This is a genomic window from Wolbachia endosymbiont (group A) of Ancistrocerus nigricornis (assembly GCF_947250785.1).
GTDB classification, from domain to species: domain Bacteria; phylum Pseudomonadota; class Alphaproteobacteria; order Rickettsiales; family Anaplasmataceae; genus Wolbachia; species Wolbachia pipientis.
Map to the genome: position 1 here is coordinate 1,054,659 of NZ_OX366348.1, position 23,426 is coordinate 1,078,084.

Genomic DNA, 23,426 nt, shown 5'->3' on the forward strand with positions numbered 1-23,426 from the left:
CTATAATTCAAATTGAATTTAAGTTATAGATTGTAACAAAGATGAAGTTCAATACAAGGATTTTAAACTATATCAAAAGCAATTTTATTTTCTACTTTATTCATATAGATTCTTAATTTCTTTCCTTTTATTAATTTACGATTCAGTATTTCTTCCGCTAAGTAACTTTTTATCTCTTTTTCAATAAGTCTCTCTATCGGACGTGCTCCCATTTCCTTACTATAACCTGTTTGTGCAAGATAAGATTTCACTTCATCTTCTACCAAGCAGTTTATGCCTTTTTGCGTCAGCTGCTTTTTCAGTTCCTGAATAAATTTATCTACAATATGCAGAATTATATCCGCATTTAAGTCAGAAAAAGAAATAATCGCATCAAGACGATTACGAAATTCAGGGCTAAAAACCTGTTCTATCGCTTTTTCACTATCACCAGTGTTAAATTTTTTATGCCCAAAGCCAACAAAACTTTTGCTGCGTTCAGCTGCTCCTGCATTAGTTGTCATAATTAAGATTATATTGGAAAAGTTAACTTTACGTCCGTAAGTGTCTGTAACGCAACCATAATCCATAATTTGTAGCAATATATTATAGATATCGCTATGAGCCTTTTCAATTTCATCAAGCAGCACAACACTATATTGATTATTAGATACAGACTCTGTGAGTAATCCACCCTGATCATAACCTACATATCCAGGAGGAGAACCAATCATCCTTGATATCGTATGAGACTCAATATATTCGGACATATCAAAGCGTATAAGATTCATGCCCATGCTTTCTGCTAATTGTTTTGCTAGCTCGGTTTTACCAACACCGGTTGGCCCTGCAAAAAGATAATTTGCTAAAGGCTTATTGTAATTTCTCAACCCAGATTTAGCAATTTTAATAGAATTAACAAGAGATTCTATTGCCTGCTCTTGGCCAAAAATCACCTTCTCTAGATTAGCTTTTAAAGACTTTACTTTCTGCAAATCATCAGATTCAGATCCGCAAGGCACATTTGTAATTCTAGTAATGGTATTCTTAATATCTCTACTATTTACAATTTTACCCCTGTTTCTTAGCAATTTACAATATGCCCCTGCCTCATCAATAACATCAACCGCTTTATCAGGTAATATTCGCCCAGTAATATACTTATGCGAAAGTTCAGCCGCAGACCTAATGGCATTCTTTGTATAATATACTCCATGATACCCTTCATAGTAGTGCTTTATACCATCTAGTATCTTTATCGTTTCGTTAACAGAAGATTCCTTAACATTAATTTTTTGAAACCTCCTCGCTAATGCTTTATCTTTTTCAAAACTATTGCTGTATTCTCTATATGTAGTTGCACCTATACAACGCAGTGTACCTCTTGCAAGCGCAGGTTTGAGTAGGTTACCTGCATCAAGAAAGCTACCACTTGTAGAACCTGCTCCAATGATAGTGTGTATTTCGTCAATAAAAAGGATAGCACCTGGTTTTGCCTCAATCGCTTTTATTATAGATTTTATTCTCTCTTCAAAATCACCTCTATAGCGTGTCCCTGCAAGGAGTGACCCTAAATCCAAAGCATAAATTATACTGGACCTGAGCGCACTTGGAACACTGTTTTCAATGATTTTGAGTACCAAACCCTCAACTATTGTGGTTTTGCCAACACCTGGATCTCCAACATATAAAGGGTTGTTTTTTCTACGCCTCAATAATATTTCTATAGTGCGATTTAATTCATAATCACGACCAATAACATAATCTATTTTTTTGCTTCTTGCATAGTCATTTAAATTTTTACAATAACTTTGTAGAATTTCCTCATCTTTTAGTAGCTCACCTTTATTTACTGTAGTAGGAGCATCATTATTTTTATCAAGTTTTACTTTATGATTAGTGGTGTATTCATCTATATCGTTAGAGTATTTCATGTTAGATATGTGGTAAATCAAATTGGAATCTTTCGCACTTTGTTTCTGCAATAGATCTTCAACGTATAAATCTTGCCCAGACAAAATTTCTACTAGAACACTTGCTCCATTTATTTCTTTTTTCCCCAAGCTATGAGCCCGTATTATTGCTCTGTGTATTATGCATTGAAACATTGAGCTAGGTTTAACTCCACTGATAATCAATTCAGAACTGCTTTGTAAAAACCCTTTTATATTATTATTATAATCATTAGCCTTAATATTGCATCTTGATAGAATGTTATCCATACTGATGATTTCATCGGCTCTGATATTACATCTTGATAAAACGTAATTTACATCCACGTCTTTAGTTAACGCCAGCAATAAATGTTCTACTTTCGCATATTTAAGATTAAAATTAGAAGCAATGAATAGTGCTCTATTCAAACTTGCCTCTAAGTTTTTGGAAATCATCTCCTATTCTCTTTAAAAGTGGGAACTCATATATAATGAATAGCACACAATTATTAAAAAAATTGAAATCCAGCAGTTCGCTGTAGCCAATTTGAATCCCACTCTGGATCTACGTCATAGCACCGCAATATCTCAGCATAGATTCCGCTAATGAGTAGCGGAATGACGAGTTTTACGCTTATCAAATTGTAGGTAAATCCTATTTAATACGCTTTTTCTAGTACTCTGCTTTTCTTCTTAAATGCATTGATCTTTTTTCTACCGTATTTAGTCTTTAACGTACTTGGCCTTTTAAAGACCTTTTTGCTGTTACGTTTTTTAAATTGCACACTACAATCAAAATTTAGCTCTCCTTCTTTGTCTGCCAGTGCAGGCAGTCTTCTCTTATCTTGAGGTGTAACAAAAGATAGCGCATACCCTTCAGCTCCAGCGCGTGCAGTTCTACCTATACGATGAATATAGTCAGCTTGCGATTGTGGTGCATCATAATTGATAACATGTTGAATGTGGGGAATATCAAGGCCGCGAGAAGCAACATCTGTTGCAACCATGATTTGATTACGGCCACGACGAAAAGAATTAATGACCCTTTCGCGCTTGTGCTGCCTTAAATCACCATGAATTGCTAAAGCGCTATAGTCATCTTTGTGCAATCTGTTAGCTAGCTGATCCGCTCCTCGCTTTGTTTTGACAAAGATAATGATTGATCCTTCGCGCTGACATAGTTGTGTAACAAGCTTTTCATATTTTTCTGATTCTGATGCATAAACAATTTCTTGCTTAATTTTTACAGAAGTTGTAACCTCACAATCAACAGAAATACGTTCTGGTCGATTAAGGTACTTCTCAGCAAGTTTTACTATATCTCCAGGAAGAGTTGCAGAAAACATAAGAGTTTGCCTTATTTTAGGCAAATGCTTCATAATTTCTTCAATCTGAACTCCAAAGCCCATATCAAACATACGATCCGTTTCATCAAGCACAAGAACGCTAACATTGCGAGTAATCAAAGTTTTACGCTCAATATGGTCTATAATACGACCAGGAGTACCTATTACAATTTGTGTTTTTTTCTGAAGCTGATTTAGCTGCCTAAAAATAGGCTCACCACCAATCAACAAAGCGACCCTTAGTGCAGAATTTTGAGATAAGAGTTTTCTTATCTCATTTGTTACCTGATGCGCAAGCTCTCTGGTTGGCACGATGACTAAAGCTGAACCAGTGTTAGGCTCATTCAGCAACTTAGCAACCAACGGAATAGCAAATGCTAAAGTTTTTCCAGTCCCCGTTTGAGCAGACCCGAGAATATCTTTACCTTGTAGCGCTAAGGGAATCGCTTGTATTTGAATCGGAGTTGGGACGAAAAGATTATTTTTATCTAGAGCTTGTCTAAGCGAAGCTGGGAGACCCATCTCATGAAAATTATTCACAATACGTTAATCCTGTTAAAAGACTTCATAATAGATTAATCTTCCAATCTTAAATTTATTGCAGATTTTTTATCTTCTCCGTTTCTACCGCGCTCCTCTTTAACCTCATAACTCACCCTTTCTCCTTTTATTCCCTTCTCTTTATTCTCTCCTTTAAGTGCCTCAGGTCTTATTCCCGAACGTTCCAATGTGCTAATATGTACAAAAACGTCACCCCCTTTACCTTCTGGCTTGATGAAACCATAGCCTTTTTCGGCATTAAACCATTTTACATTACCAAATTCCATTTAAACAACTCCTAAATTATTAACTAACATTACTAATGTGATGAAAAACTTTGAAATTACGATTGAGAATGCTTTAAGCTTAGCTATTGAAACTAAACCTTTATACTCCATAGTCTATTCTTAACATTACATGACAATAATACACAATTGTTGTACTTGATGCAAATAAATTTTTTAATCGTTAAGCGAACCTGCAACCGTCATTTCGCTAACTTTAATCGTTGGTGAATTAAATTGCCCACAAAAAGTTAGATCATCTGCAACGACTAAATTGCTAAACATATCCTTCAAATTGCTAGCAATGGTAATCTCATGTATTGGATACGTTATTTTTCCATTTTCTATAAAAAATCCGGAAGCGCCTTGGCTGTAATCGCCATTGATTAAATTGACAACAAAACCAAATAAATCAGTTACATATATTCCCTCTTTCACTTCCTGAATTAATTCTTCAAACGATACATCACCATTCTCAATGTAGAGGTTACTAGCTGCAGGAATAACTGCAGCATTACTTGCACGAGTTGCACTTCCGGTTGTTTCTGAGTCTAATTTTCTAGCCGAGTATAAGTCTAAAATCCAATTTTGTAATATTCCGTTTTTTACAAATATATTTTTCTTGCTAGTTATCCCTTCTCCATCAAATGGTCTCGATGCTATGCCTCTTGGCAACAATGGATCATCGATAATATTAATTCTATCGTTGAAAATCTGAGCGTTTAAACTACCCCTCAAGAAAGAACTGTTGCTTATAATACTGCTCCCATTTATAGCAGAAGCAAAACTTTTTACTAGCCCTTTTGCTGCTCTTTTTTCAAAAATAACTGGAAATTTACCAGTTTTCATTGTACGTGAATTCAATTGATCAACTGCTCTTTTTGCTGCTTCTTTTCCCATTAACTCTGGCAACTTTAAATCACTAAAATTACATGCTATATCATAATCGTAACCAACCTTCATTTCACTTTCTCTTCCAGCAACAACAGAGACCTGATTAGCAAAGGTTGATTTACTAAACGAGCCAATAAAACCAGAAACAGTCGATAATACTGTATTCACTAAAGCGTATGAAGAAGAGGCTCCTTCAGAATTAGTGATACTCTTATGTGCAAGGGCTGAATTTTCTGCAGCTTCAGCAATTTCTTTTAGGTTATCAACGGTTACAACATTATTATCTGAGATACTTAAATCTGCAGAAGAGATATAATTACTACCATTTACAGCAAAATTAATGCAAGGATCTTCTGGCGCATTCTTTGCCATTTCTACCACTTGGCTTACTGTATCACTCAGATTATTCAAATCGTTTGTAGAAATATACGCAGCTTTGTTTTTACCTGCTATAGCTCTGATTCCTACAGTGCAATTTTTAGATTGTGATATTTGCTCAATTTTTGATAGACGCTGAGAAACTGAAGTCTTATTAGTTTCATATATTGTAACTTCCGCATCTTGATTTTGCTTTTTTATTAGTTTAGTAATATCTGCTGCAATATTTAATATATTCATTTTCTATTCCTTAGATTTCTATAAAGATTCTGCACCACCTATAACTTCAATTAAATCAGTCGTAATCGCTGCTTGACGAGAACGATTATAAAGCAATGCTAATTTGTTCAGTATCTCTTTAGTGTTTCTGTTTGCTGATTCCATAGCAACCATTCTAGCACTATTCTCACTCGTTGCACTTTCAAGTAAAGCAGAGTAAAGAGCAATTACAACGTAATCTTGAACCAAAGATTTTAAAATAAATTCAATATTTTGTGGTTCATACTCATAGCCGTAATCTGTTGTTGGACCAGCCAGAGAGCTATCAATCAAGGATGAGTCTTTACTCCATGGTTTTATTGTTTCCAACATTGGTTTTTGCGTGAAGGTATTATAGAATTTACTATAAAAAACTTTAACTTTATCGTATTTACTTAAATCTATACCATCAACCAAAGCTTCTACGTGCTTTAACGTGATTCCCTTACTATTTTCAATTTTTAAGATACTTTTAGAGTCAAATCTATTTTTACCTACATCAAAAGCTTTTTTACCAAGAAATACAATATCTACTTTTTTGCCATTTGCGATTGACTTATTTACACGCTCTTGACTAAATTTGACAATAGAAGAGTTAAAGTTGCCGCACAAGCCACGATCAGACGCAATAATGAATACTAGGTAAGAACCGTCGTTACTGACATTTAGAATTTTTGCCAGTAATTCTTGATCAACTGATAGCATTAATGAAAAAATAATGTTATGCAGCTTAGATACATATAATTTTGAATTTAATAACTTCTTTTGGCTTTGTAACAACTTTGCTGCAGAAACCATTTGCATTATTTTCGTGGTTTTCTGTACAGACCTAATATTCTTAATTCTTAAGGATAATTCCTTTAAGCTCTTCATTTTGTATACAACCCTGATTTATTAAAATATATAACTGTTAGTGTCTAAAAGCAAGTTTTTTTGACATTAAAACCAAGTCTAGCTAAGAAACTTGCAGGTTTATTGTTTGGAGATAAGGATTATATTAAGAAAGTGCTCTAACTTCAGCAATATCAATGTGAAAGTAGCCTAATGGTAATTTCTACACTTTGTGGAATTTTATAATATATAATAAACACAATTAAAACTATTACAACTTGAACACTTATGATCCCATTGTTCTAGTTCCCTGTTACAATTTTTACATTTCCAGCCTGGATCAGGCAAAGCTTCTGAGCCCATCTTGTTTAGCCAATAAATTACCTTGTCGTGTTCTTGCAATGTAACCTTGAGTTGTATTACAATAAAGTAGATTGACATGTAATTAGCTTTTTTCATAGCAGTGTCTAAATATTGACTTGCAAGATCATATTTACCTGAACTCATTGAGGACAAAGCAAGTAAACAGTAACTAAAATAATAATCAGGGCGTAAGTTGTATAGTCTTTCAGCACCTTTACTATTTAAATTGATGTACATTTTAGCTGACTGAGGAGTAGGATTTACTGTATACTCTGCCTCTAGCACTGCAGAAGCTTTTCTGATTTTTCCAAGTTTAATATATAATTCTGCCTTTAAATAATTGATGGGCTGAAAAATTGCACTATAACGTTGTGCTCTAAATAAAGACTTTATAGCCTCCTTAAAATTTCCTTTACTTTCATATTGCTTTGCTAAAGCGCAATAAAACACTGCAAACATTTCTTTATGATCAAAGGGGAGAAAAATATTGGACTTAACTGCTTCCTTCAACCTCAAAATTGCATTAATCCAATCTTCTTTCAATATGCAATGCTCTATTTGAAAGGGAATAGATAGCATTTTATCGTTAATTGAACTAGAGCAATATTCTATAAATTTTTGAAAGACTACTTTTTCTTGTTTGAGGTGGACAATCAGCTTATTGGCTAGAAGTAGAGCTAAGTTACGATTTTTATTTGCAATATTTGTTAAACCGTTACTGAAAAAGCTGTAATTTCCCGTCTTACCTGAGTTAAAGAGCTTTATTAAAGACAACCTATCGCTCTCCTCACTCAGACTTTTAACTAGCTTTTGGGCATTCTCTATATTGTCTAAGTCTATGCTAAAGAAAGCTTCAAAGAGAAGCAATTCTTCCCTATCCCTTCTTCTATTTCTTATGTTGGCAAATGTTGATGAAATGGAGGAAAAAAAGCGTACAAGTGTAATTAATAAAAATAATAAAACTACACAAGTAAAAATAATGAAATATAGATCAATACTTATAGTGTAATTGCCTAATTCCAATTTTATTACTTCACCACTTACCTTGACCCATATACCAAATAAAAACGAAAAAGCGAAAATTATAAAATAAATCATGAGATATATTGTAATAAGTGATGATATATTGTTGAAATATTCTTAGAAGCTACAATAAAACCATTCAATTTATTCAGCCATGGCTTGAATTCTGAATGCGTTAAATTGCTTACTGTAACAGTTATATTTTGCCAATCATTATCATTTATTGACTCCTCAATTTCTGCGAATTTTACTCTTAATGGATCATTTCGGTCGTCTACCTTTATCCAGTTTGAAATGATTTTTTTAGACAATGTACTTTTGTTGTAATCGATAGTATCAATAGTTTTTTCAAAAGATAACTTCAATTCGTGTAAGGTATTTATCTCTTTCAAATTTTCTAATTCATCTACTGCATTTTCTATCTCTGGATCGTCAAGCTCTGATATCAAAGGCTTTATTGAATTTATATGGTTATCAAATTTTGCTTCTCGCAATAACGAATTCTTCATTTTAACCACAAGTAATAGCAATTTTGCAAGGTTCTTACATCTTGAGTTATTATCACCTTGCTCACATTGAGTATGCTGACTTCTCTTGAGGTCAAATATCTTTTTTTCTATTCTAGATTGATTAACTTCAAGCAACATTCTAAATTCATCCATGTTTTCCGTTAAAGCTTTCACATTGTTTTCACTCTCTTGCTGATTTATTTTTAAAAAGATTATGTTATTTATTGTGATGTAACCGGTAAATAACAATACAATTAAGAACCAACCTATGTACTTTTGCTGAGTATCATTCATAACGTAGTATCTCCGCAGGATCTTGTGCAGCTGCCTGCAACGCAGGAGCAATTGTCGCTAAAAATGATAAGAGTAACGCAAGTGCAGAAATATTTACTACGTCTTGGGGTACTAATATCACTGGCAAACTTGAAAAAAAGTATATCATAGGATCAAACAGCTTGACGTTAGTAATGTTTTCTAAAAACACTCTAATGCTTTCGATATTGAGAGAAAAAACGACACCTATAATACAGCCAAGACAAGTTCCCGTAAAACCGATTAATAGACCACAAGCGCAAAATATACGCATAATGCTTCCACTTGTTGCACCAAATGTACGCATAATTGCAATCGCGGATTTCTTTTCTTGCACTATCATCATTAAATTTGAGATAATATTAAACGCTGCTACAACTATAATCAAAGTGAGAATTAAAAACATCACATTTCTTTCAGTTTTTAAAGCACTAAAATAATGGCTTTGCTGTGATTGCCAACTTTCAGCTTCCATTCCTATTTCTTTTTCTATAGCATCTGCCAGCTTATCAGCTCTAGTAACGTCGTCTACAAGTACTTCTATATTTTTTATGCTATTTTTATAATTAAAAAAGGCTTGTGCTGATTTTAGAGGCATATATATCAAGGTATTATCATACTCAAACATACCCATATCAAATATTGCTATAACTTTATATTTTTTCATTCGCGGCATTTCACCAAGTAATGCATCAAATTCTTCAGATGATATAAACGTAATTTCGTCGCCATAGTCAATGTTCAAAACTTCTGCTAAGCGTGCTCCTATTATTATCCCTTCATCAAATTTTTTTACATCACCTATAATTACATTATTTGTAACGGCAGTACTATCAAGCAAATCTTTAGTTGACACACCTCGCACTACGCTACCTGCAATTTTACCATTTGCTACAATAATAACTTGATCATTGGTCATAGGAGTAGCTTTTAATATACCAGGAATTCTCTCAATAGATTTTGAAACTGCGTAGTAATCTGAATTTATGTTCCTATCAAAATAAACGTTAATATGGCCATCAATGCCAAGTATTGAGTCAAGCAACTTTGCTCTGAATCCGTTCATCACAGACATCACCACTATTAGTGTTGCAACTCCAAGGGCAATGCCGATAATAGAGAATAAAGTCATTATAGAGCAAAATCTGGCATTTCTTGCTCGCAAATAGCAAGCAGCCATAGTAATTTCAAAGGCAATGGACATTACAAAATATTTTGAGGTTAGACATTATATTTTTGAAACTTCGTATAATTGTAGACTTTTCTTTATTTAAAAACTAGAGATTTTTGCTTCCTTAAATTTAGCAGACTTATAGAGTATCTTTAACATTAGAATTTCAAAATCTTCCATATACATCATCCAACCTCACTATATCATTATCAGATAAATGCTCTCCTATCTGAAATTCAACTATTTCAAGTGGAGAGCTTGTGCTTTTATAACATAGAAAAAATCAAGAATATTATTGGGTTTATTCAATAAGTTATCATTCTTTCCTTCCATAATTTTCAAATTGTACAACTAGTTGCTTTACATTTACATCTGTGAGAAGAGCATTTTTGCTAACATGAGGTCTCGGATCAGATTTTGCTGATAAGGGATTCATCTGAGATATTTCATCCCTCATTGGAAATAAGCGAGATTGGGAAGCAACTTTTGGTGATGGCCTAGTTTTTTTCTCCACATCTATATTCACTTGTGCAACAGGAGGGGTCCTGCTTTCAATAGTTTGCGCATTAGGACTTTCTTTTGCTTGATTTTGTTTGAATTTTTTTCTTATCTCTTGTACTTTAATATCGATATTATAATTAATTTCTTTTTCCATAGAAGATACTACCATTTCTAGCTTTGTGCTTGATTTTTGATCAGTATGACCTAACTTTTTAAGTTTTAGTGGTAATTCAGGTTTATCTTTAGTTGATTTAGGAACAGTTCCTACTACTTTTGGTTTTTGTCTAACTTCTTGACCAGCAGTAAACATTTTTTTTGGCAATGGGGGTGCTATTGATGGTTTTGGCAATATTGGAGGTTTAGATTGTTGTTTTTGTTTAAGTTCTCTTTTTGCTTCCATATGTTCTTTAGGAACTGTTACATAAATTAGCTCTTCTCTAGGCGATTTTGAACTTTGTGAATTTTCTGTTAAAATTTTACTCTTCTTCTCTTGATAATTTGATATCTCTTTGTATCCAGGCTTTTCATCTAATGAATTTCCATGGCCTGAATCATTATAATTAACTTCTACTTGTCTATCTTCTTTTAGAAAACTGCGTTCTGGCTTTTCTGGAGCTATTGCAATATTTCCTCTTTCAACTTGCTCCAAACCTGAAATTTTACGATAAGCCTCTAGATATTCAAAGATTGTCATTGAAGTAGGAGGAGGTAATTTATCAATAAAACTACTTATATTCTTAACTGGAACATTTCTTCCCGAGATTCTATTCAATATTTCCTTTAATATCTTAAGACCTGATGGCTTTCCATTCATCAATTTTACATAATCAATTGAGTCACTACGTATAACAAACTTAGCTACATCTTCTGCCTTATCTGTAAAACGCTTTAATGCCTGAGATAAATCCCTTACCGTTTTATTATAATGTCTAATAGTTACTAACTCATCTCTTGCTTTTATAGCTTCTTTAAGGAAACCGAGATTTTCTCTATAATTGTCACTTTTAAATGGATCCTTCATATTAATTACAACTCATTATTTATTAAAATATGGGTATAGGTTTAAAATATTAAGATTTAGTAAATATTATTTTTTACATAAATCAGCTATACCCATATTATAAATTGCCAACAAATGCATTTATGGCGTTACCATATTCTTCCATATACATCATCCAATCTCACTATATCATTATCAGATAAATGCTCTCCTATCTGAAATTCAACTATTTCAAGTGGAAAGCTTGTGCTTCTATTTTCAATCCTATGGGAAACTTCCCTTGGGATTTCTATCATATGGTCCTTTGCTATAGCATATTCTTTGTCTTCTAAACTAACATATCCAACTCCTGATAGCACTATATGGTATTCATCTCTATAGTGATGGAATTGCTTAGAAGTGCAGCTTAATGGATTGATAAAAAGATATTTTATAAGAAAATTTTCGCTCATTAAAATTATACTACAAAATCCCCATGGTTTAACTTCTTTCCTTATCACCTTTACTTTCTTAACTTTATGAATAAATGAAATTAGACTTTTGTTTGGTTGCTTACAAGCTCCACTCAATAAATTTTTATTACTTTCTGTCGTTGAAACTGGTTCTTTTTCTCTAATCACATGCTGAAATGATGCCGGTTCTTTACTAAACTTCTCACTCAATTCTAAAACTGAATTCCAAGTTCCAACATCCAACCAATCGAAATTAGCTTCTATCATTGCAACGTTTTTTGCTTTCTCCATCACCAAGTAATCAATGGATATGCCTTCAATTCCTGCAAAATCTCGTTGTTTTAAATACAGAAATCTCTCTTGCGGTGTGAAATATTTAAAACATAAATTGTAAAGATTCGGGGCAGATTTTTTAATCTCATCTATGTAGCGTTTTGCTTTAAACACAAATATTCCAGAGTTCCAATAATGATCGTTACTTAACTTACGCTCGGGCTTTTCTGTAAAATCTTTCACTATATGACATTTTTCTTTCTGATCATATACTGCATTTATATAGCCGTATTCAGAATTGAATTCATGAGGCTTAACCCCAAAAGTGACTATAGAGTTAGTTTCAGAGGCTAACTTAGACGCTTTTTGAGTAGAAGCATAAAAACTATTCAAATCACCTATAAAATGGTCTGAAGGCAGAATTAACATTGTCTCGTTTTCATTGCAGAGAAGTGCAGCAATTAATATTGCCGCTGCTGTTCCAATTTTCACTGGTTCGAAAATCACTTTATATTCTTGCAGTGCATGCAATTCCTCCATCACTAATGACTCGTACTGTATATTTGTAGCAATTATGGGCGGCATATAATCGCTTTTTAGCCTCAACAAAGTGTTGTGAAACATAGTGTTCTGACTAAATATTTTCTGAAATTGCTTTGGCTTAGATAAAGGCCAAAGTCTGCTACCACTACCACCACACAATACTACAGGGCGCATTTAGTTAAGATATTAATTAAATAATTAATATCTTATACTGAGGGCAAAATACATGCAAGTTTTTGTTGTGGAATAGTTAATAAAGAAAGTAAATGTTGATTTAAAGTAATTGCTAATGAGAGTGATCATGTGTAGCGCCTTGCCCTTGCTGTGAATTTCTTCTATTTTGTAATTCCTCAACATGACCTTTTCTTTTATCACTTAATATTTCATTACCCTTATTTTGTTCTTCCTCAGGACTCTTTAGTATTTCATTACTCTTGCTAACTTCTTTATCATCCCCTTGTTTCTTTGGCCTTCTAGCGTTAAGCTCATCCCATGTGCCCACTAGTGAATCACGATTCCCATGATCCGGCTTTAGCCTTTCTTCACCTTTAATAACATTAAAGTCACTTTTTGCTTCTTCCAAACATCCTTTCAGTTGGTGTTTCCACATGGTGTAGTAAGCATCACCATATTTTTTCTCATTTGCTACAAACAATAAAATTGGAGCCTTAAGTATGGTAGCTCCCATATCCACTAAATTTTTTACTGCCATTGCAGGAGTAAATAAAAGATAACCAAAAGACTTTGCAATTGGGTTTTGTTCGCTTATTAAATGCTCCCCTAACTTTATAGGAAGAGAAGTCAACAATTTAGTACAAACTTTAGCTAAACTTGTAGCAAAAACGATAGGAACAGATATAAGACTTTTATCTAGCTCTAGATTACCATTCTGATCTCTAATTTCTGAAAAATGGGTGCTTAGCTTCTTGTAATCACTAGTGTATAATAATTCTCCATTTCTTCCTTTTTCATCAACAACTTCCTGAACTTTACCTTCTTTATTTTTTACCTCTTTAGTTAGCACAGAAGAATTAGTTAATTCAAATGGATATTGAGGATCCTTAGTTTTTTCAGCTTCAAAAATTGGCACGTGTTTTTTCAAATCTATTCTCGAAAAGCCTAATGGCTCAAAATATGACTTATGCAACTCATTTATCGGAATTTGCTTACCCTGATTGTCTATATAATTGATAGTAAAATAAGATCTATCATTATCTTTATCTTTGGTAACTAAAGATAATCTGAAACTTGGTTGTTCTCCATTCTCATCTTTTTGACCATACAAAAGTTTATAGGTTGGATTTTTATCTTTATCTAGTATAGCATTTCCATGCATATCCCTGTTTTCTATGATTTTAGCAGACTGTACAATTTGATCATAATTTTTTGGATACTGGCATTTCCTTCCATCATACATCATTACCTTTCTAAGGTCTTCGACGTAAACTTGAGATTCAGGTGAAGTAAGCAGACCTTTTGCTTTAAGTGTAAGATCTATTGCTCCCTTTTTTAATGCTTCAAACATATTGTCAAACCAAAATCGCTATAATGCTATAGTTCAATAATAAAACTAGTACACTAATAATATATTAACACAGCACCGGTGATTTTACAAGAAAATATGCCTGTAGAAGATAAAGATTGTAAAAGCGAGGGTTATGTAAGTAATGCTTGATAAGTACTTTATGCATGTAATTGTAAAAATCCTCAAAGGTACGCTGTGTATATAATCTTCGCATACTACCTGCATTCCAAGAACTGCGTGCCAAAAAATGCAAAACAACAATACAACAAAAAATAAAAGCTCTAGAGGGTGATTAATAAATTTTTCACTAAAAGACAAAGAGCTATCAGTATAAAATGTGCAAGAAAATGAATAGATAAACCAAGGAAACAGGAACAGTAAAATTACCGCAGAAACACGCTGAACCCACCAATGATGTACTGAATTTCCAGACTGACTCATATAAACATAAATAAAAAAGCCATAGTAGAAAGAAGTAGCGTTACTGTCAGCAGTATAGCACTCCTTGAAACGCCAGTAATTTCTAAATTAAGCCCAACATCCCACAATAAATGACGAATACCATTAAGAAAATGATATACAAAACTTATAAAACATAAGACATAAGCTAATTTAGCAACAGGAGTGAATAATAATGCATTTAAGTACCTTACTATAAGTAACTCAGGAAAGTAAACATGTAATATGAAATACCAAGAAAGTATCATTAATAAAAGGAATAGCAAGATACCAGTCAATCTATGCATAATAGAGAAAAAACTAGTAACTTGTACTTTATATATTTGTAAATGTGGAGAAAGAGGTCTATCACTCATAAAATTCCGTTATCGGGAAATTAAAATAAAGTAGAAGTAAAGACAGCAGTATAGCACATAACAACACCATCATTAAAAATGGTAAATTATGTGCAAAGCCTAAGGAGGTAATCCAGCTGCAGATTCCCCTACTGCTACCTTGTTACGACTTCACCCCAGTCACCGATCCCACTTTAAATAACTCCCTCCTTGCGGTTAGGTCGTTAGCTTCGAGTGAAACCAATTCCCATGGCGTGACGGGCAGTGTGTACAAGACCCGAGAACGTATTCACCGTGGCGTGCTGATCCACGATTACTAGCGATTCCAACTTCATGCACTCGAGTTGCAGAGTACAATCCGAACTGAGATGGCTTTTAAGGGATTAGCTTAGCCTCGCGACTTTGCAGCCCATTGTAGCCACCATTGTAGCACGTGTGTAGCCCACTCCATAAGGGCCATGATGACTTGACATCATCCCCACCTTCCTCCAGTTTATCACTGGCAGTTTCCTTAAAGTCCCCAGCATTACCTGATGGTAACTAAGGATGAGGGTTGCGCTCGTTGCGGGACTTAACCCAACATCTCACGACACGAGCTGACGACAGCCATGCAACACCTGTGTGAAACCCGGCCGAACCGACCCTATCCCTTCGAATAGGTATAATTTCCATGTCAAGGAGTGGTAAGGTTTTTCGCGTTGCATCGAATTAAACCACATGCTCCACCGCTTGTGCGGGTCCCCGTCAATTCCTTTGAGTTTTAATCTTGCGACCGTAGTCCCCAGGCGGAATGTTTAACGCGTTAGCTGTAATACAGAAAGTAAAACTTCCCATATTTAACATTCATCGTTTACAGCGTGGACTACCAGGGTATCTAATCCTGTTTGCTCCCCACGCCTTCGCGCCTCAGCGTCAGATTTGAACCAGATAGACGCCTTCGCCACTGGTGTTCCTCCTAATATTTACGAATTTCACCTCTACACTAGGAATTCCTCTATCCTCTTTCAATCTCTAGATTAGCAGTTTTAAAAGCAATTCCAAGGTTGAGCCTTGGGATTTCACTTTTAACTTACTAATCCGCCTACGCGCCCTTTACGCCCAATAATTCCGAATAACGCTAGCCCTCTCCGTATTACCGCGGCTGCTGGCACGGAGTTAGCCAGGACTTCTTCTGTGAGTACCGTCATTATCTTCCTCACTAAAAGAGCTTTACAACCCAAAGGCCTTCTTCACTCATGCGGCATGGCTGGATCAGGCTTTCGCCCATTGTCCAATATTCCCCACTGCTGCCTCCCGTAGGAGTCTGGACCGTATCTCAGTTCCAGTGTGGCTGATCATCCTCTCAGATCAGCTATAGATCATTGCCTTGGTAGGCTATTACTCCACCAACTAGCTAATCTAATATAGGCTCATCTAATAGCAATAAAATTTTCCCCCGTAGGGCGTATACGGTATTAGTTGCCGTTTCCAACAATTATTCCGTACTACTAGGTAGATTCCTATACATTACTCACCCGTCTGCCACTAAGTTATACCATAGCAAGCTACAATATAACTCCGTTCGACTTGCATGTGTTAGGCCTGCCGCCAGCGTTCATTCTGAGCCAGGATCAAACTCTCAAATTTAGACTTCAACCTATAAAAGGTTGAGGGTACATCGGATAAATCCGACAAAAAATAATTTAGCTTAATACTGCTGTCTTTATTTCTACTTTAGAAATATTTTAATCTCCAACTATTCAAACAACTTTAAGAATATTATTATGTGATATAATCACTATGTCAATATGTTTTTGCAAATCAAAAGCATTAATGTATAAATATATAACTATTTGGAATATTACCATGAAAAAATACATCTTTCTGCTTGCACTCGCGCCAATGTTAGTTGGCATCACATTATACTTATTGCGCAACATTGATAACACAAAACAATCTATAACTGCAGGTGACAAGTTTTACGAAGTATTATTCTTAAAAAAAGATAATAAGCCGCTGCTAGAAGAAATAGATTCAAATTGGGAGTATTTAGCAAATTTTGAACGCGCATTCAATCATATCTCAGATTCAATGCCAACAGACACAGCATCTATTTATAATGATTTGGCAGATGATAAAGATGCTCCTAATGTTTTGCGTGAGTTAGCACAATATTTAGAAGTAATGAGCTTACTTCACTCCAACGGTGAAAAAATAAATAAAGATAAAATTGATAATTTAGAATCAAGTGCAGTGTATCCTTATTCAAGCCAAGAAGCTATCGCTGTAGTAAAGATACACAATAACGACATTAAAGGTGCAACTGAAGTATTGCGTTCCCTATTAAATGACAGAAAATGCCCTACTCTAATAAAGGCTAATGCACAAGAACTACTCCGGATATATGGGAGTTAACTCATTGGACTTTTTGCATAGCTTTTGGCAGCGCATTGGATGAAACGAAAAACTTCCTTGACAAGCCTCGCCAGCTCCCTTATCATAAAACTGAAGCTATTTATTTATCTTCGCAATCTGTGCAGGTTAATGACAAAAAACTTAGGGTATTTGGCGTCTCATGTTTAATTTTTCGCACTACGTGCATCGCATGTCTTTAAAAATTTCTGGGTTTTTACCTATATAAGCCGAAACGCGCTTACAAAGCGTTTAAGACAGCAAAAAACGTCAAATTGACAAGGGAGAATTTGAATGCTAGCTACTACGGGGTTTCTTTGCCTTTTTTCCTGCTTAGTAAATTTCTTAAACACTTGCGGTGTAGGTTAGTTGCAAGTTAAAAGCAGCTAAATCGCTCTTAATCAAGCGTTTTAGAATAAAAAAAACGCCGATATTTTAGTACATGGTAAATAGCCAACCACCACGGGGTTTCTTTTGCCTTTTTTTTCATTTGGTAAATTTTTTAAATATTTATGGCTAAAGATTGCACGAATGTTGCAATTACAAAAACGATTTCTACTAGGGTATCACGCACTGGGATGACACCATTCTTTTTCCTGGATCCAAGTAGTCAGGGCACTGGGATGACAGCTACCCTGACAATCGTCACCCCGCTGCTTGTTAGCGGATACCGCGGCGGTATGACGTAGAAGTTATACTTTTATGCTTACCAACTTAATAAAATTCCTGGATTCCAGTGTCAGCTACTTTCATGACACCAACAGTTGATATTGGTTTGTTGCTTTGCTAGCCAACTACTAGCTATGCCTCAAGTTTCCTATTCAAAATTTTCAATATCAAATCCAATTCATTTGGATTATCATACCGTATCATAACTTTACCCTTAGAATTGTTGTCATTAATTTTGATCTTTAAACCAAGTTGAGAAGATATAGCGCCTTCTATTACTGTCATATCTTGATTTCTAGTATATCTCTGCTCTTTTTGATTGTTGTTTTGATGTAGGTCCTTTATCAGTTTTTCAGTTTGTCTAACGCTTAAGCCCTGAGAAACTATTTTTTCTGCAATACTTTCCGCATTTTCAACATTAATCAACGCTCTTGCATGACCCATAGACAATTTTTTCTCATTGATCATTGTTTTCACCCTATCAGGGAGCAACAACATCCGAATCATATTGGTTATGTGGCTGCGGCTTTTGCCTATAGCTGAAGCTAATTCCTCATGTGTATAGAAAAACTCATCTATCAGTTTTCTGTAAGCTTCACCTTCCTCTATTGGATTAATATCTTGCCTTTGTATGTTTTCAATAATGGATACTTCCAAGCATTCCTTGTCGCTCAGATCTTTTATGATAACCGGTGCACTATCAAGATTTGCAATCTTGCTTGCTCGCCAACGACGTTCTCCAGCTATTATTTCATAACCATCATCATTTGAATCTTTGCGTACCACGATAGGCTGTATAATGCCACTTTTCTTTATCGAATTTGCAAGTTCTCTTAATGACTCCTCGTCAAAATGTTTCCTCGGTTGAAATTTGCTTGGGTGCAGTAATGAAATAGGCAAATGCTCTTGTCGATCTTCTTTATTATCATAATTATCGCCTATGAGGCCGGCAAGACCTCTGCCGAGGCGTCTATCATCCTTCATACTACGCCCTCGCTTACTAGTTTCTTCTCCTTACAACTGCTCGCGTGCTTTTTTAAAATTTCCCTTGCCAAACTTATATATGCTTGTGCACCAGGACACTTAAGATCATACACAATAGCGGGTTTTCCATGAGAAGGCGCTTCTGATAACCGTACGTTACGTGGAATAACAGTCTCATACAATGGGATGATAGTTTTGTATACTTTATCATTTAAATACTGGCAAATATCGTTTTTAATCTGTTCACTGAGTTTGTTGCGCCTGTCATACATTGTTAACACTATCCCTTCTATTGCCAAAAAAGGGTTTAGGTTATTCCTTTTTATTAGCTCCACAGTTTTAACTAAATGGCTTAATCCTTCCAGAGCAAAAAATTCACACTGAAGAGGAACAATAATAGAATTAGCAGCAGTCAAAGCATTTATGGTCAGAAGCCCAAGTGATGGAGGGCAATCGATGATTATATACTCATAATTATCGCGTATCTTCTCCAATGCGCTTTTTAGTACGAATTTTCCTCGCTCAAGTTGCGATAATTCAATTTCTGCAGCTGACAAATCAACTACTGACGAAATTAGCGATAAATTCGGAATTTCCTTTATATTGAAAATTGCCGATTCTATCAATTTATTTTCGCTGCTTAGTAGTATTTTGTATATGTTTTTTTCTTCCCTACTACGATAAGAAATCCCGAGTCCGGTGCTAGCATTTCCTTGAGGATCAAGATCTACCAATAAAGTGCTTTTTCCCACAGCAGCAAAGGCTGTCGACAAATTTATACTAGTTGTGGTTTTGCCAACTCCACCCTTTTGATTTACTATTGCAATAATCTTGCTCACGCCTTTTATCTTATGTATAAAATAATTCTATTGTATATATGCAAGAAACTTTTGCATTAGAAAATTTTTTTGTTGCTAACCACACTAAAATTAGACTGTCTTTTTTGCTTTGTGTAACACACTTTGAACCTTGTTTCCTAATTCATTCAGAGTGAATGGTTTTGGCAAAAAGTGAAAATCTTCTATATTGATGTCATCACTCTTTAAAAAAGCATCTTCTGCATACCCAGAAATAAAAATAACGTTGATATTTGGCCTATGGATCAATGCTTCTTTAACTATTTCTGGGCCGCTCACCTCTGGCATGATTACATCAGTGATTATAAGATCTATATGTTGACTTTTTTTACTGATTATTTCTAGCACCTCGCTGCCTATGCTTGCTTCTATTACATCAAATCCTTTTCTTTTGAGTGCTTTAGAGATGAATTCCCTTACTGAATCTTCATCTTCGATTAATAAAATTATACCATTACCTTTAATTTCACTTACTACCGGTTTTTCTGTTTCTTCACTATCTTCCTCTCTATCATTTTCATCTGATATGTAAACCATGGGCAAAAATATGCTAAATTTAGTTCCATGATTTACTTTGCTAGCAACATAGATGTATCCTTCAGTTTGTTTAATAATGCCATATACAGTAGAGAGGCCAAGACCTGTACCAGAGGTAATATCTTTGGTAGAAAAAAATGGATCAAAGATCTTTTCAGTTGTATCACTCGTCATTCCACATCCAGTATCAATTACTTCAATCACAACATAATTTCCATGTTCAATCGCTTCCTTGTCTGGAGAAAACATATCCTGAGGTGTAGAATTTAATGAGTCAATCTTTTGATTAAAGGTTCGTATAGTTAATTCTCCGCCCTTTTCCATAGCAGCACTAGCATTGACTGCTAAGTTAAGTATAACTTGCTCTAATTGCCCTTGATCAGCCCTAACAGCACCCAAGTCTCTACCATAATAAATATTAAATTTTATATTTTCACCTATTAATCTTTTTATCATTTCATAAAGATTAGCTATAGTATTATTTACATCAATAATTTTTGGCTGCAAGGTCTGTCTTCTTGAGAAAGCAAGCAATTGTCTTACTAAATTTGATCCACGCTTTGCATTTTGCTGTATCTGTATTATATCTCCAAAAGATGGGTCACCAGCTGAGTGTTGGAGTAAAAGCAAATCGCAAAATCCTATTATCCCAGTCAATATATTGTTGAAATCATGCGCAATACCACCTGCTAACTGCCCTATAGCTTGCATCTTTTGATAATGCTCAAGCTTTATCTCTAGGTTTTTGTGTTCAGTATTGTCAATAAAATAACAAAGTATGAAGATCATTTTATTATGAAGAAACTTATTGAAATATATTTTTATGTTATTACCGCCGTTGAGCTGTACATCAAAAGACGCATTATTTATTCTATTACTCGAAAAATATTCACGTATTTTCACATGATAACTATCCAATATCAACGTAAAGATTGAATTATTATCTGACCCTGCAAGCTTTATTAGTGCCGTATTTTTCTTTACAAAGTTGCCGTTTATGTCACATTGTGCAATAGCAATTGATGAATTTGCAAAACAAGGGTGTAATTGATAATCAACAATATTTGATTCGGTTGGTGTTATAAAGCCATATATATAGCTATGGTTGTATTTATCACAAAATATAGCAGTGCTCATATAAGCCTTGAATGGAATACCACTTATAGTAAAAAACAAAATTTCATTATCGGTTGTTGTATTGTTATATTTAGATTGAGATATAAAATCACTGATTGAGCTACCTTTTTCCAGTTTTTTTAGTTCAAATATGTCTAAAAATCTTTTATTTACAGATAAAATCACCCCTTTGGCATTTGCAATGTAAGTTCCTATGCTGTGTTTTTCTATTAACTCTTCATATATCTGCTCCTTGTTTATCTGTGTTGCTTTTAATACAAAATACCCATCTGGCCTTGCTATTGGCACTAATGATAAATTTAAAATCTTATTACTATTTATAGCAATTTGGGGATTATCTGGTATCGGCTCAAAGAGCAAAAGAAAGTTAGATACTCTATTCTTCTTGTTTAAGGAAATGCATACCTGTACAGAAGAGTTATTTTTTAGTGCATGATAGAGTACTTTTTTGTCTGCTTCTGAAACATCTCCTATTTCAAGAATCTTGTCTAACGTAATGTCATCATCTATATGATCTTTAAACCTTTCGTAGAACCTTGCATCAGCATAAATAATACCTTCATCTTTATGTAAAATAAGGCAAAATTCTGTATTATGATTTAGTGCATTTGCAAATATTGCATTTTGAAATTCTATAGTATTAAGTAGGTATCTGTAGCGTTTTACATTATACATCATAAAGAGAGTTGTTAGAATGCTAACTAATAAATTAATCTCTATATTAATATGCTGACTATATATATCAAAAAAGTAGAGTATCGATATTGCTACTGGAGGTAAGAGCATAATAACTGCCATCACAACAATTGACATTCCATAATTTCTTAGTATGAAGTCAACCCTGTTCTCTTTTTTGTTATCTATGTATCTTTTATTCATTATTGTTACTTGGCATTGTTGTACATACGAAAATGTTCTATTATATTGATTTAATTATTATAGATTTATTAACGTCTTTGATAGATAATTATCATCCAAATCTAATTAAGTTCCTTAAATATCAGATATAACAATGTTAATAAGCTAGCAAGAGGATATTATGGAAAAACAAAAAACACAAGCATTTAAATGGTTCTGTGCACTAAGAGATAAGATTATAGAATCTTTCTTATTAATTGAAAAACAATCATCCGCAGAGCCAAAAATCGAAAAGAGAAAGTGGGATCGCCCAGGTGGTGGAGGTGGTGAATCTACAATTATTTTTGGTAATGTTTTTGAAAAAGTTGGAGTAAACGTTTCAAAAGTACACGGAAAATTTGCAGATTCAGCCATTAATGAAATTCCTGGTGCAAGTGAAAGTAACGGAGAGTTCTGGGCAAGCGGTATATCTTTAGTGTCTCATATGCAATCGCCCCTTATCCCTGCAGCACATATGAACACAAGGCTGATATATACTTCAAAACAATGGTTTGGTGGAGGAATGGATTTTACGCCAATATATAAAAATGAAGAAGATTGCAAGTATATCCATGAATCAATCAAAATGACATGTGATAGATTTGACACCGGATATTATCCAAAATTTAAAGAGCAATGTGACAATTATTTTTTCTTACAACACAGAAAAGAGCCACGTGGTATTGGTGGCATTTTCTATGATAATCTGAGTTCTGGCAACTGGGAAAACGATTTTGAGTTCACAAAAGCAGTAGGTGAAGCCTTTTTGGAAATTTATTTGCACATCATACGTAAACATATACAAAAATCTTGGACAAAAGAACAACGAGAAAATCAATTAATAAAACGTGGCAGATATGTAGAATTCAATCTGTTATACGATCGTGGCACAAGGTTTGGTTTAATGACTGACGGCAATCCAGATGCAATTATGATGTCAATGCCACCACTTGTTAAGTGGTTATAGAGAGCTGCTATTAGTAGAAAATAAATCATCATAGTTTAAAATTGTACCATGGTAGTGAGCTTTTATATAGGGGGTAT

Annotated in this window: 19 protein-coding genes and 1 rRNA gene; 3 read left to right on the plus strand and 17 right to left on the minus strand. The window is 34.3% G+C overall.

The genetic code is table 11. The features are described 5' to 3' along the window. Positions 1-62: 62 nt before the first annotated feature. The 14 genes from OOK90_RS05325 to OOK90_RS05390 form a co-directional block, all read right to left on the minus strand. The gene (locus tag OOK90_RS05325) at positions 63-2,369 is read right to left on the minus strand and encodes an AAA family ATPase (protein WP_070357007.1); all 2,307 of its coding nucleotides are present in this window, start codon (positions 2,367-2,369) and stop codon (positions 63-65) included. Between the two features lie 203 nt (positions 2,370-2,572). Then, entirely contained in the window at positions 2,573-3,799 is a 1,227-nt protein-coding gene (locus OOK90_RS05330) for a DEAD/DEAH box helicase (RefSeq protein ID WP_264705835.1), read from the minus strand. Between the two features lie 35 nt (positions 3,800-3,834). Next, entirely contained in the window at positions 3,835-4,086 is a 252-nt protein-coding gene (locus tag OOK90_RS05335; protein WP_006279919.1) for a cold-shock protein, read from the minus strand. Positions 4,087-4,260: 174 nt separating this feature from the next. Then, positions 4,261-5,595 (minus strand): TldD/PmbA family protein, encoded by a 1,335-nt coding sequence (locus tag OOK90_RS05340; protein ID WP_264705836.1) that lies wholly within the window; start codon positions 5,593-5,595, stop codon positions 4,261-4,263. A gap of 18 nt (positions 5,596-5,613) precedes the next feature. Further along, entirely contained in the window at positions 5,614-6,486 is an 873-nt protein-coding gene (gene atpG, locus OOK90_RS05345; protein WP_010081973.1) for an ATP synthase F1 subunit gamma, read from the minus strand. Between the two features lie 198 nt (positions 6,487-6,684). After that, entirely contained in the window at positions 6,685-7,905 is a 1,221-nt protein-coding gene (locus tag OOK90_RS05350; protein ID WP_007548692.1) for a hypothetical protein, read from the minus strand. Beyond that, a complete protein-coding gene (locus OOK90_RS05355; RefSeq protein WP_038250643.1) occupies positions 7,902-8,633 on the minus strand; it encodes a hypothetical protein in 732 nt (243 codons plus the stop codon). The genes OOK90_RS05350 and OOK90_RS05355 overlap by 4 nt, the downstream gene beginning before the upstream one ends. Further along, complete coding sequence (locus OOK90_RS05360) at positions 8,626-9,855, minus strand: lipoprotein-releasing ABC transporter permease subunit (protein ID WP_070357005.1); 1,230 nt, start codon at positions 9,853-9,855, stop codon at positions 8,626-8,628. Before OOK90_RS05360 ends, OOK90_RS05355 begins: the two co-directional genes overlap by 8 nt. Positions 9,856-10,138: 283 nt before the next feature. After that, positions 10,139-11,344 carry a hypothetical protein gene (locus OOK90_RS05365; protein WP_264705837.1) on the minus strand — a complete coding sequence of 402 codons (1,206 nt, stop codon included), beginning with the start codon at positions 11,342-11,344 and terminating at the stop codon, positions 10,139-10,141. 128 nt (positions 11,345-11,472) lie between these two features. Continuing rightward, on the minus strand, positions 11,473-12,765 hold the full coding sequence (locus tag OOK90_RS05370) for a sugar phosphate nucleotidyltransferase (protein ID WP_264705838.1): 1,293 nt from the start codon (positions 12,763-12,765) through the stop codon (positions 11,473-11,475). A 112-nt stretch (positions 12,766-12,877) separates the two neighbouring features. Then, on the minus strand, positions 12,878-14,116 hold the full coding sequence (locus OOK90_RS05375) for a hypothetical protein (RefSeq protein ID WP_149168777.1): 1,239 nt from the start codon (positions 14,114-14,116) through the stop codon (positions 12,878-12,880). A gap of 84 nt (positions 14,117-14,200) precedes the next feature. After that, entirely contained in the window at positions 14,201-14,557 is a 357-nt protein-coding gene (sdhD, locus tag OOK90_RS05380) for a succinate dehydrogenase, hydrophobic membrane anchor protein (protein ID WP_010963113.1), read from the minus strand. Further along, the gene (gene sdhC, locus OOK90_RS05385; RefSeq protein WP_010963112.1) at positions 14,554-14,931 is read right to left on the minus strand and encodes a succinate dehydrogenase, cytochrome b556 subunit; all 378 of its coding nucleotides are present in this window, start codon (positions 14,929-14,931) and stop codon (positions 14,554-14,556) included. Before sdhC ends, sdhD begins: the two co-directional genes overlap by 4 nt. Positions 14,932-15,031: 100 nt before the next feature. Continuing rightward, positions 15,032-16,536: ribosomal RNA gene (locus OOK90_RS05390) — 16S ribosomal RNA — on the minus strand. Positions 16,537-16,689: 153 nt separating this feature from the next. Here OOK90_RS05390 and OOK90_RS05395 point away from each other — a divergent pair. Then, a complete protein-coding gene (locus tag OOK90_RS05395; protein ID WP_264705839.1) occupies positions 16,690-17,304 on the plus strand; it encodes a hypothetical protein in 615 nt (204 codons plus the stop codon). Between the two features lie 509 nt (positions 17,305-17,813). Further along, a complete protein-coding gene (locus OOK90_RS05400; RefSeq protein ID WP_179943664.1) occupies positions 17,814-17,990 on the plus strand; it encodes a hypothetical protein in 177 nt (58 codons plus the stop codon). A 112-nt stretch (positions 17,991-18,102) separates the two neighbouring features. Here the strand turns inward: OOK90_RS05400 and OOK90_RS05405 are convergent, their stop codons facing one another. The 3 genes from OOK90_RS05405 to OOK90_RS05415 all read right to left on the minus strand — a co-directional run bounded on the left by OOK90_RS05405 (position 18,103) and on the right by OOK90_RS05415 (position 22,364). After that, a complete protein-coding gene (locus OOK90_RS05405; RefSeq protein ID WP_006279814.1) occupies positions 18,103-18,954 on the minus strand; it encodes a ParB/RepB/Spo0J family partition protein in 852 nt (283 codons plus the stop codon). Further along, positions 18,951-19,793 (minus strand): ParA family protein, encoded by an 843-nt coding sequence (locus tag OOK90_RS05410; protein WP_006280226.1) that lies wholly within the window; start codon positions 19,791-19,793, stop codon positions 18,951-18,953. The genes OOK90_RS05405 and OOK90_RS05410 overlap by 4 nt, the downstream gene beginning before the upstream one ends. Before the next feature lie 90 nt (positions 19,794-19,883). Next, the gene (locus OOK90_RS05415) at positions 19,884-22,364 is read right to left on the minus strand and encodes an ATP-binding protein (protein WP_264705840.1); all 2,481 of its coding nucleotides are present in this window, start codon (positions 22,362-22,364) and stop codon (positions 19,884-19,886) included. Between the two features lie 160 nt (positions 22,365-22,524). On the opposite strand from OOK90_RS05415, the gene hemF reads away from it, so the two are divergent. Continuing rightward, complete coding sequence (gene hemF, locus OOK90_RS05420; protein WP_064124995.1) at positions 22,525-23,349, plus strand: oxygen-dependent coproporphyrinogen oxidase; 825 nt, start codon at positions 22,525-22,527, stop codon at positions 23,347-23,349. The last annotated feature ends 77 nt before the right edge of the window (positions 23,350-23,426 follow it).

What these genes read in the sequence shown, in the direction of transcription:
- OOK90_RS05325 (WP_070357007.1), bottom strand. Translation starts at nt 2,369, where the DNA reads ATGATTTCCAAAAACTTAGAGGCAAGTTTGAATAGAGCACTATTCATT.
- OOK90_RS05335 (WP_006279919.1), bottom strand. Translation starts at nt 4,086, where the DNA reads ATGGAATTTGGTAATGTAAAATGGTTTAATGCCGAAAAAGGCTATGGT.
- OOK90_RS05340 (WP_264705836.1), bottom strand. Translation starts at nt 5,595, where the DNA reads ATGAATATATTAAATATTGCAGCAGATATTACTAAACTAATAAAAAAG.
- atpG (WP_010081973.1), bottom strand. Translation starts at nt 6,486, where the DNA reads ATGAAGAGCTTAAAGGAATTATCCTTAAGAATTAAGAATATTAGGTCT.
- OOK90_RS05350 (WP_007548692.1), bottom strand. Translation starts at nt 7,905, where the DNA reads ATGATTTATTTTATAATTTTCGCTTTTTCGTTTTTATTTGGTATATGG.
- OOK90_RS05355 (WP_038250643.1), bottom strand. Translation starts at nt 8,633, where the DNA reads ATGAATGATACTCAGCAAAAGTACATAGGTTGGTTCTTAATTGTATTG.
- OOK90_RS05360 (WP_070357005.1), bottom strand. Translation starts at nt 9,855, where the DNA reads ATGTCCATTGCCTTTGAAATTACTATGGCTGCTTGCTATTTGCGAGCA.
- OOK90_RS05365 (WP_264705837.1), bottom strand. Translation starts at nt 11,344, where the DNA reads ATGAAGGATCCATTTAAAAGTGACAATTATAGAGAAAATCTCGGTTTC.
- OOK90_RS05370 (WP_264705838.1), bottom strand. Translation starts at nt 12,765, where the DNA reads ATGCGCCCTGTAGTATTGTGTGGTGGTAGTGGTAGCAGACTTTGGCCT.
- OOK90_RS05375 (WP_149168777.1), bottom strand. Translation starts at nt 14,116, where the DNA reads ATGTTTGAAGCATTAAAAAAGGGAGCAATAGATCTTACACTTAAAGCA.
- sdhD (WP_010963113.1), bottom strand. Translation starts at nt 14,557, where the DNA reads ATGAGTCAGTCTGGAAATTCAGTACATCATTGGTGGGTTCAGCGTGTT.
- sdhC (WP_010963112.1), bottom strand. Translation starts at nt 14,931, where the DNA reads ATGAGTGATAGACCTCTTTCTCCACATTTACAAATATATAAAGTACAA.
- OOK90_RS05395 (WP_264705839.1), top strand. Translation starts at nt 16,690, where the DNA reads ATGTCAATATGTTTTTGCAAATCAAAAGCATTAATGTATAAATATATA.
- OOK90_RS05400 (WP_179943664.1), top strand. Translation starts at nt 17,814, where the DNA reads ATGGCTAAAGATTGCACGAATGTTGCAATTACAAAAACGATTTCTACT.
- OOK90_RS05405 (WP_006279814.1), bottom strand. Translation starts at nt 18,954, where the DNA reads ATGAAGGATGATAGACGCCTCGGCAGAGGTCTTGCCGGCCTCATAGGC.
- OOK90_RS05415 (WP_264705840.1), bottom strand. Translation starts at nt 22,364, where the DNA reads ATGAATAAAAGATACATAGATAACAAAAAAGAGAACAGGGTTGACTTC.
- hemF (WP_064124995.1), top strand. Translation starts at nt 22,525, where the DNA reads ATGGAAAAACAAAAAACACAAGCATTTAAATGGTTCTGTGCACTAAGA.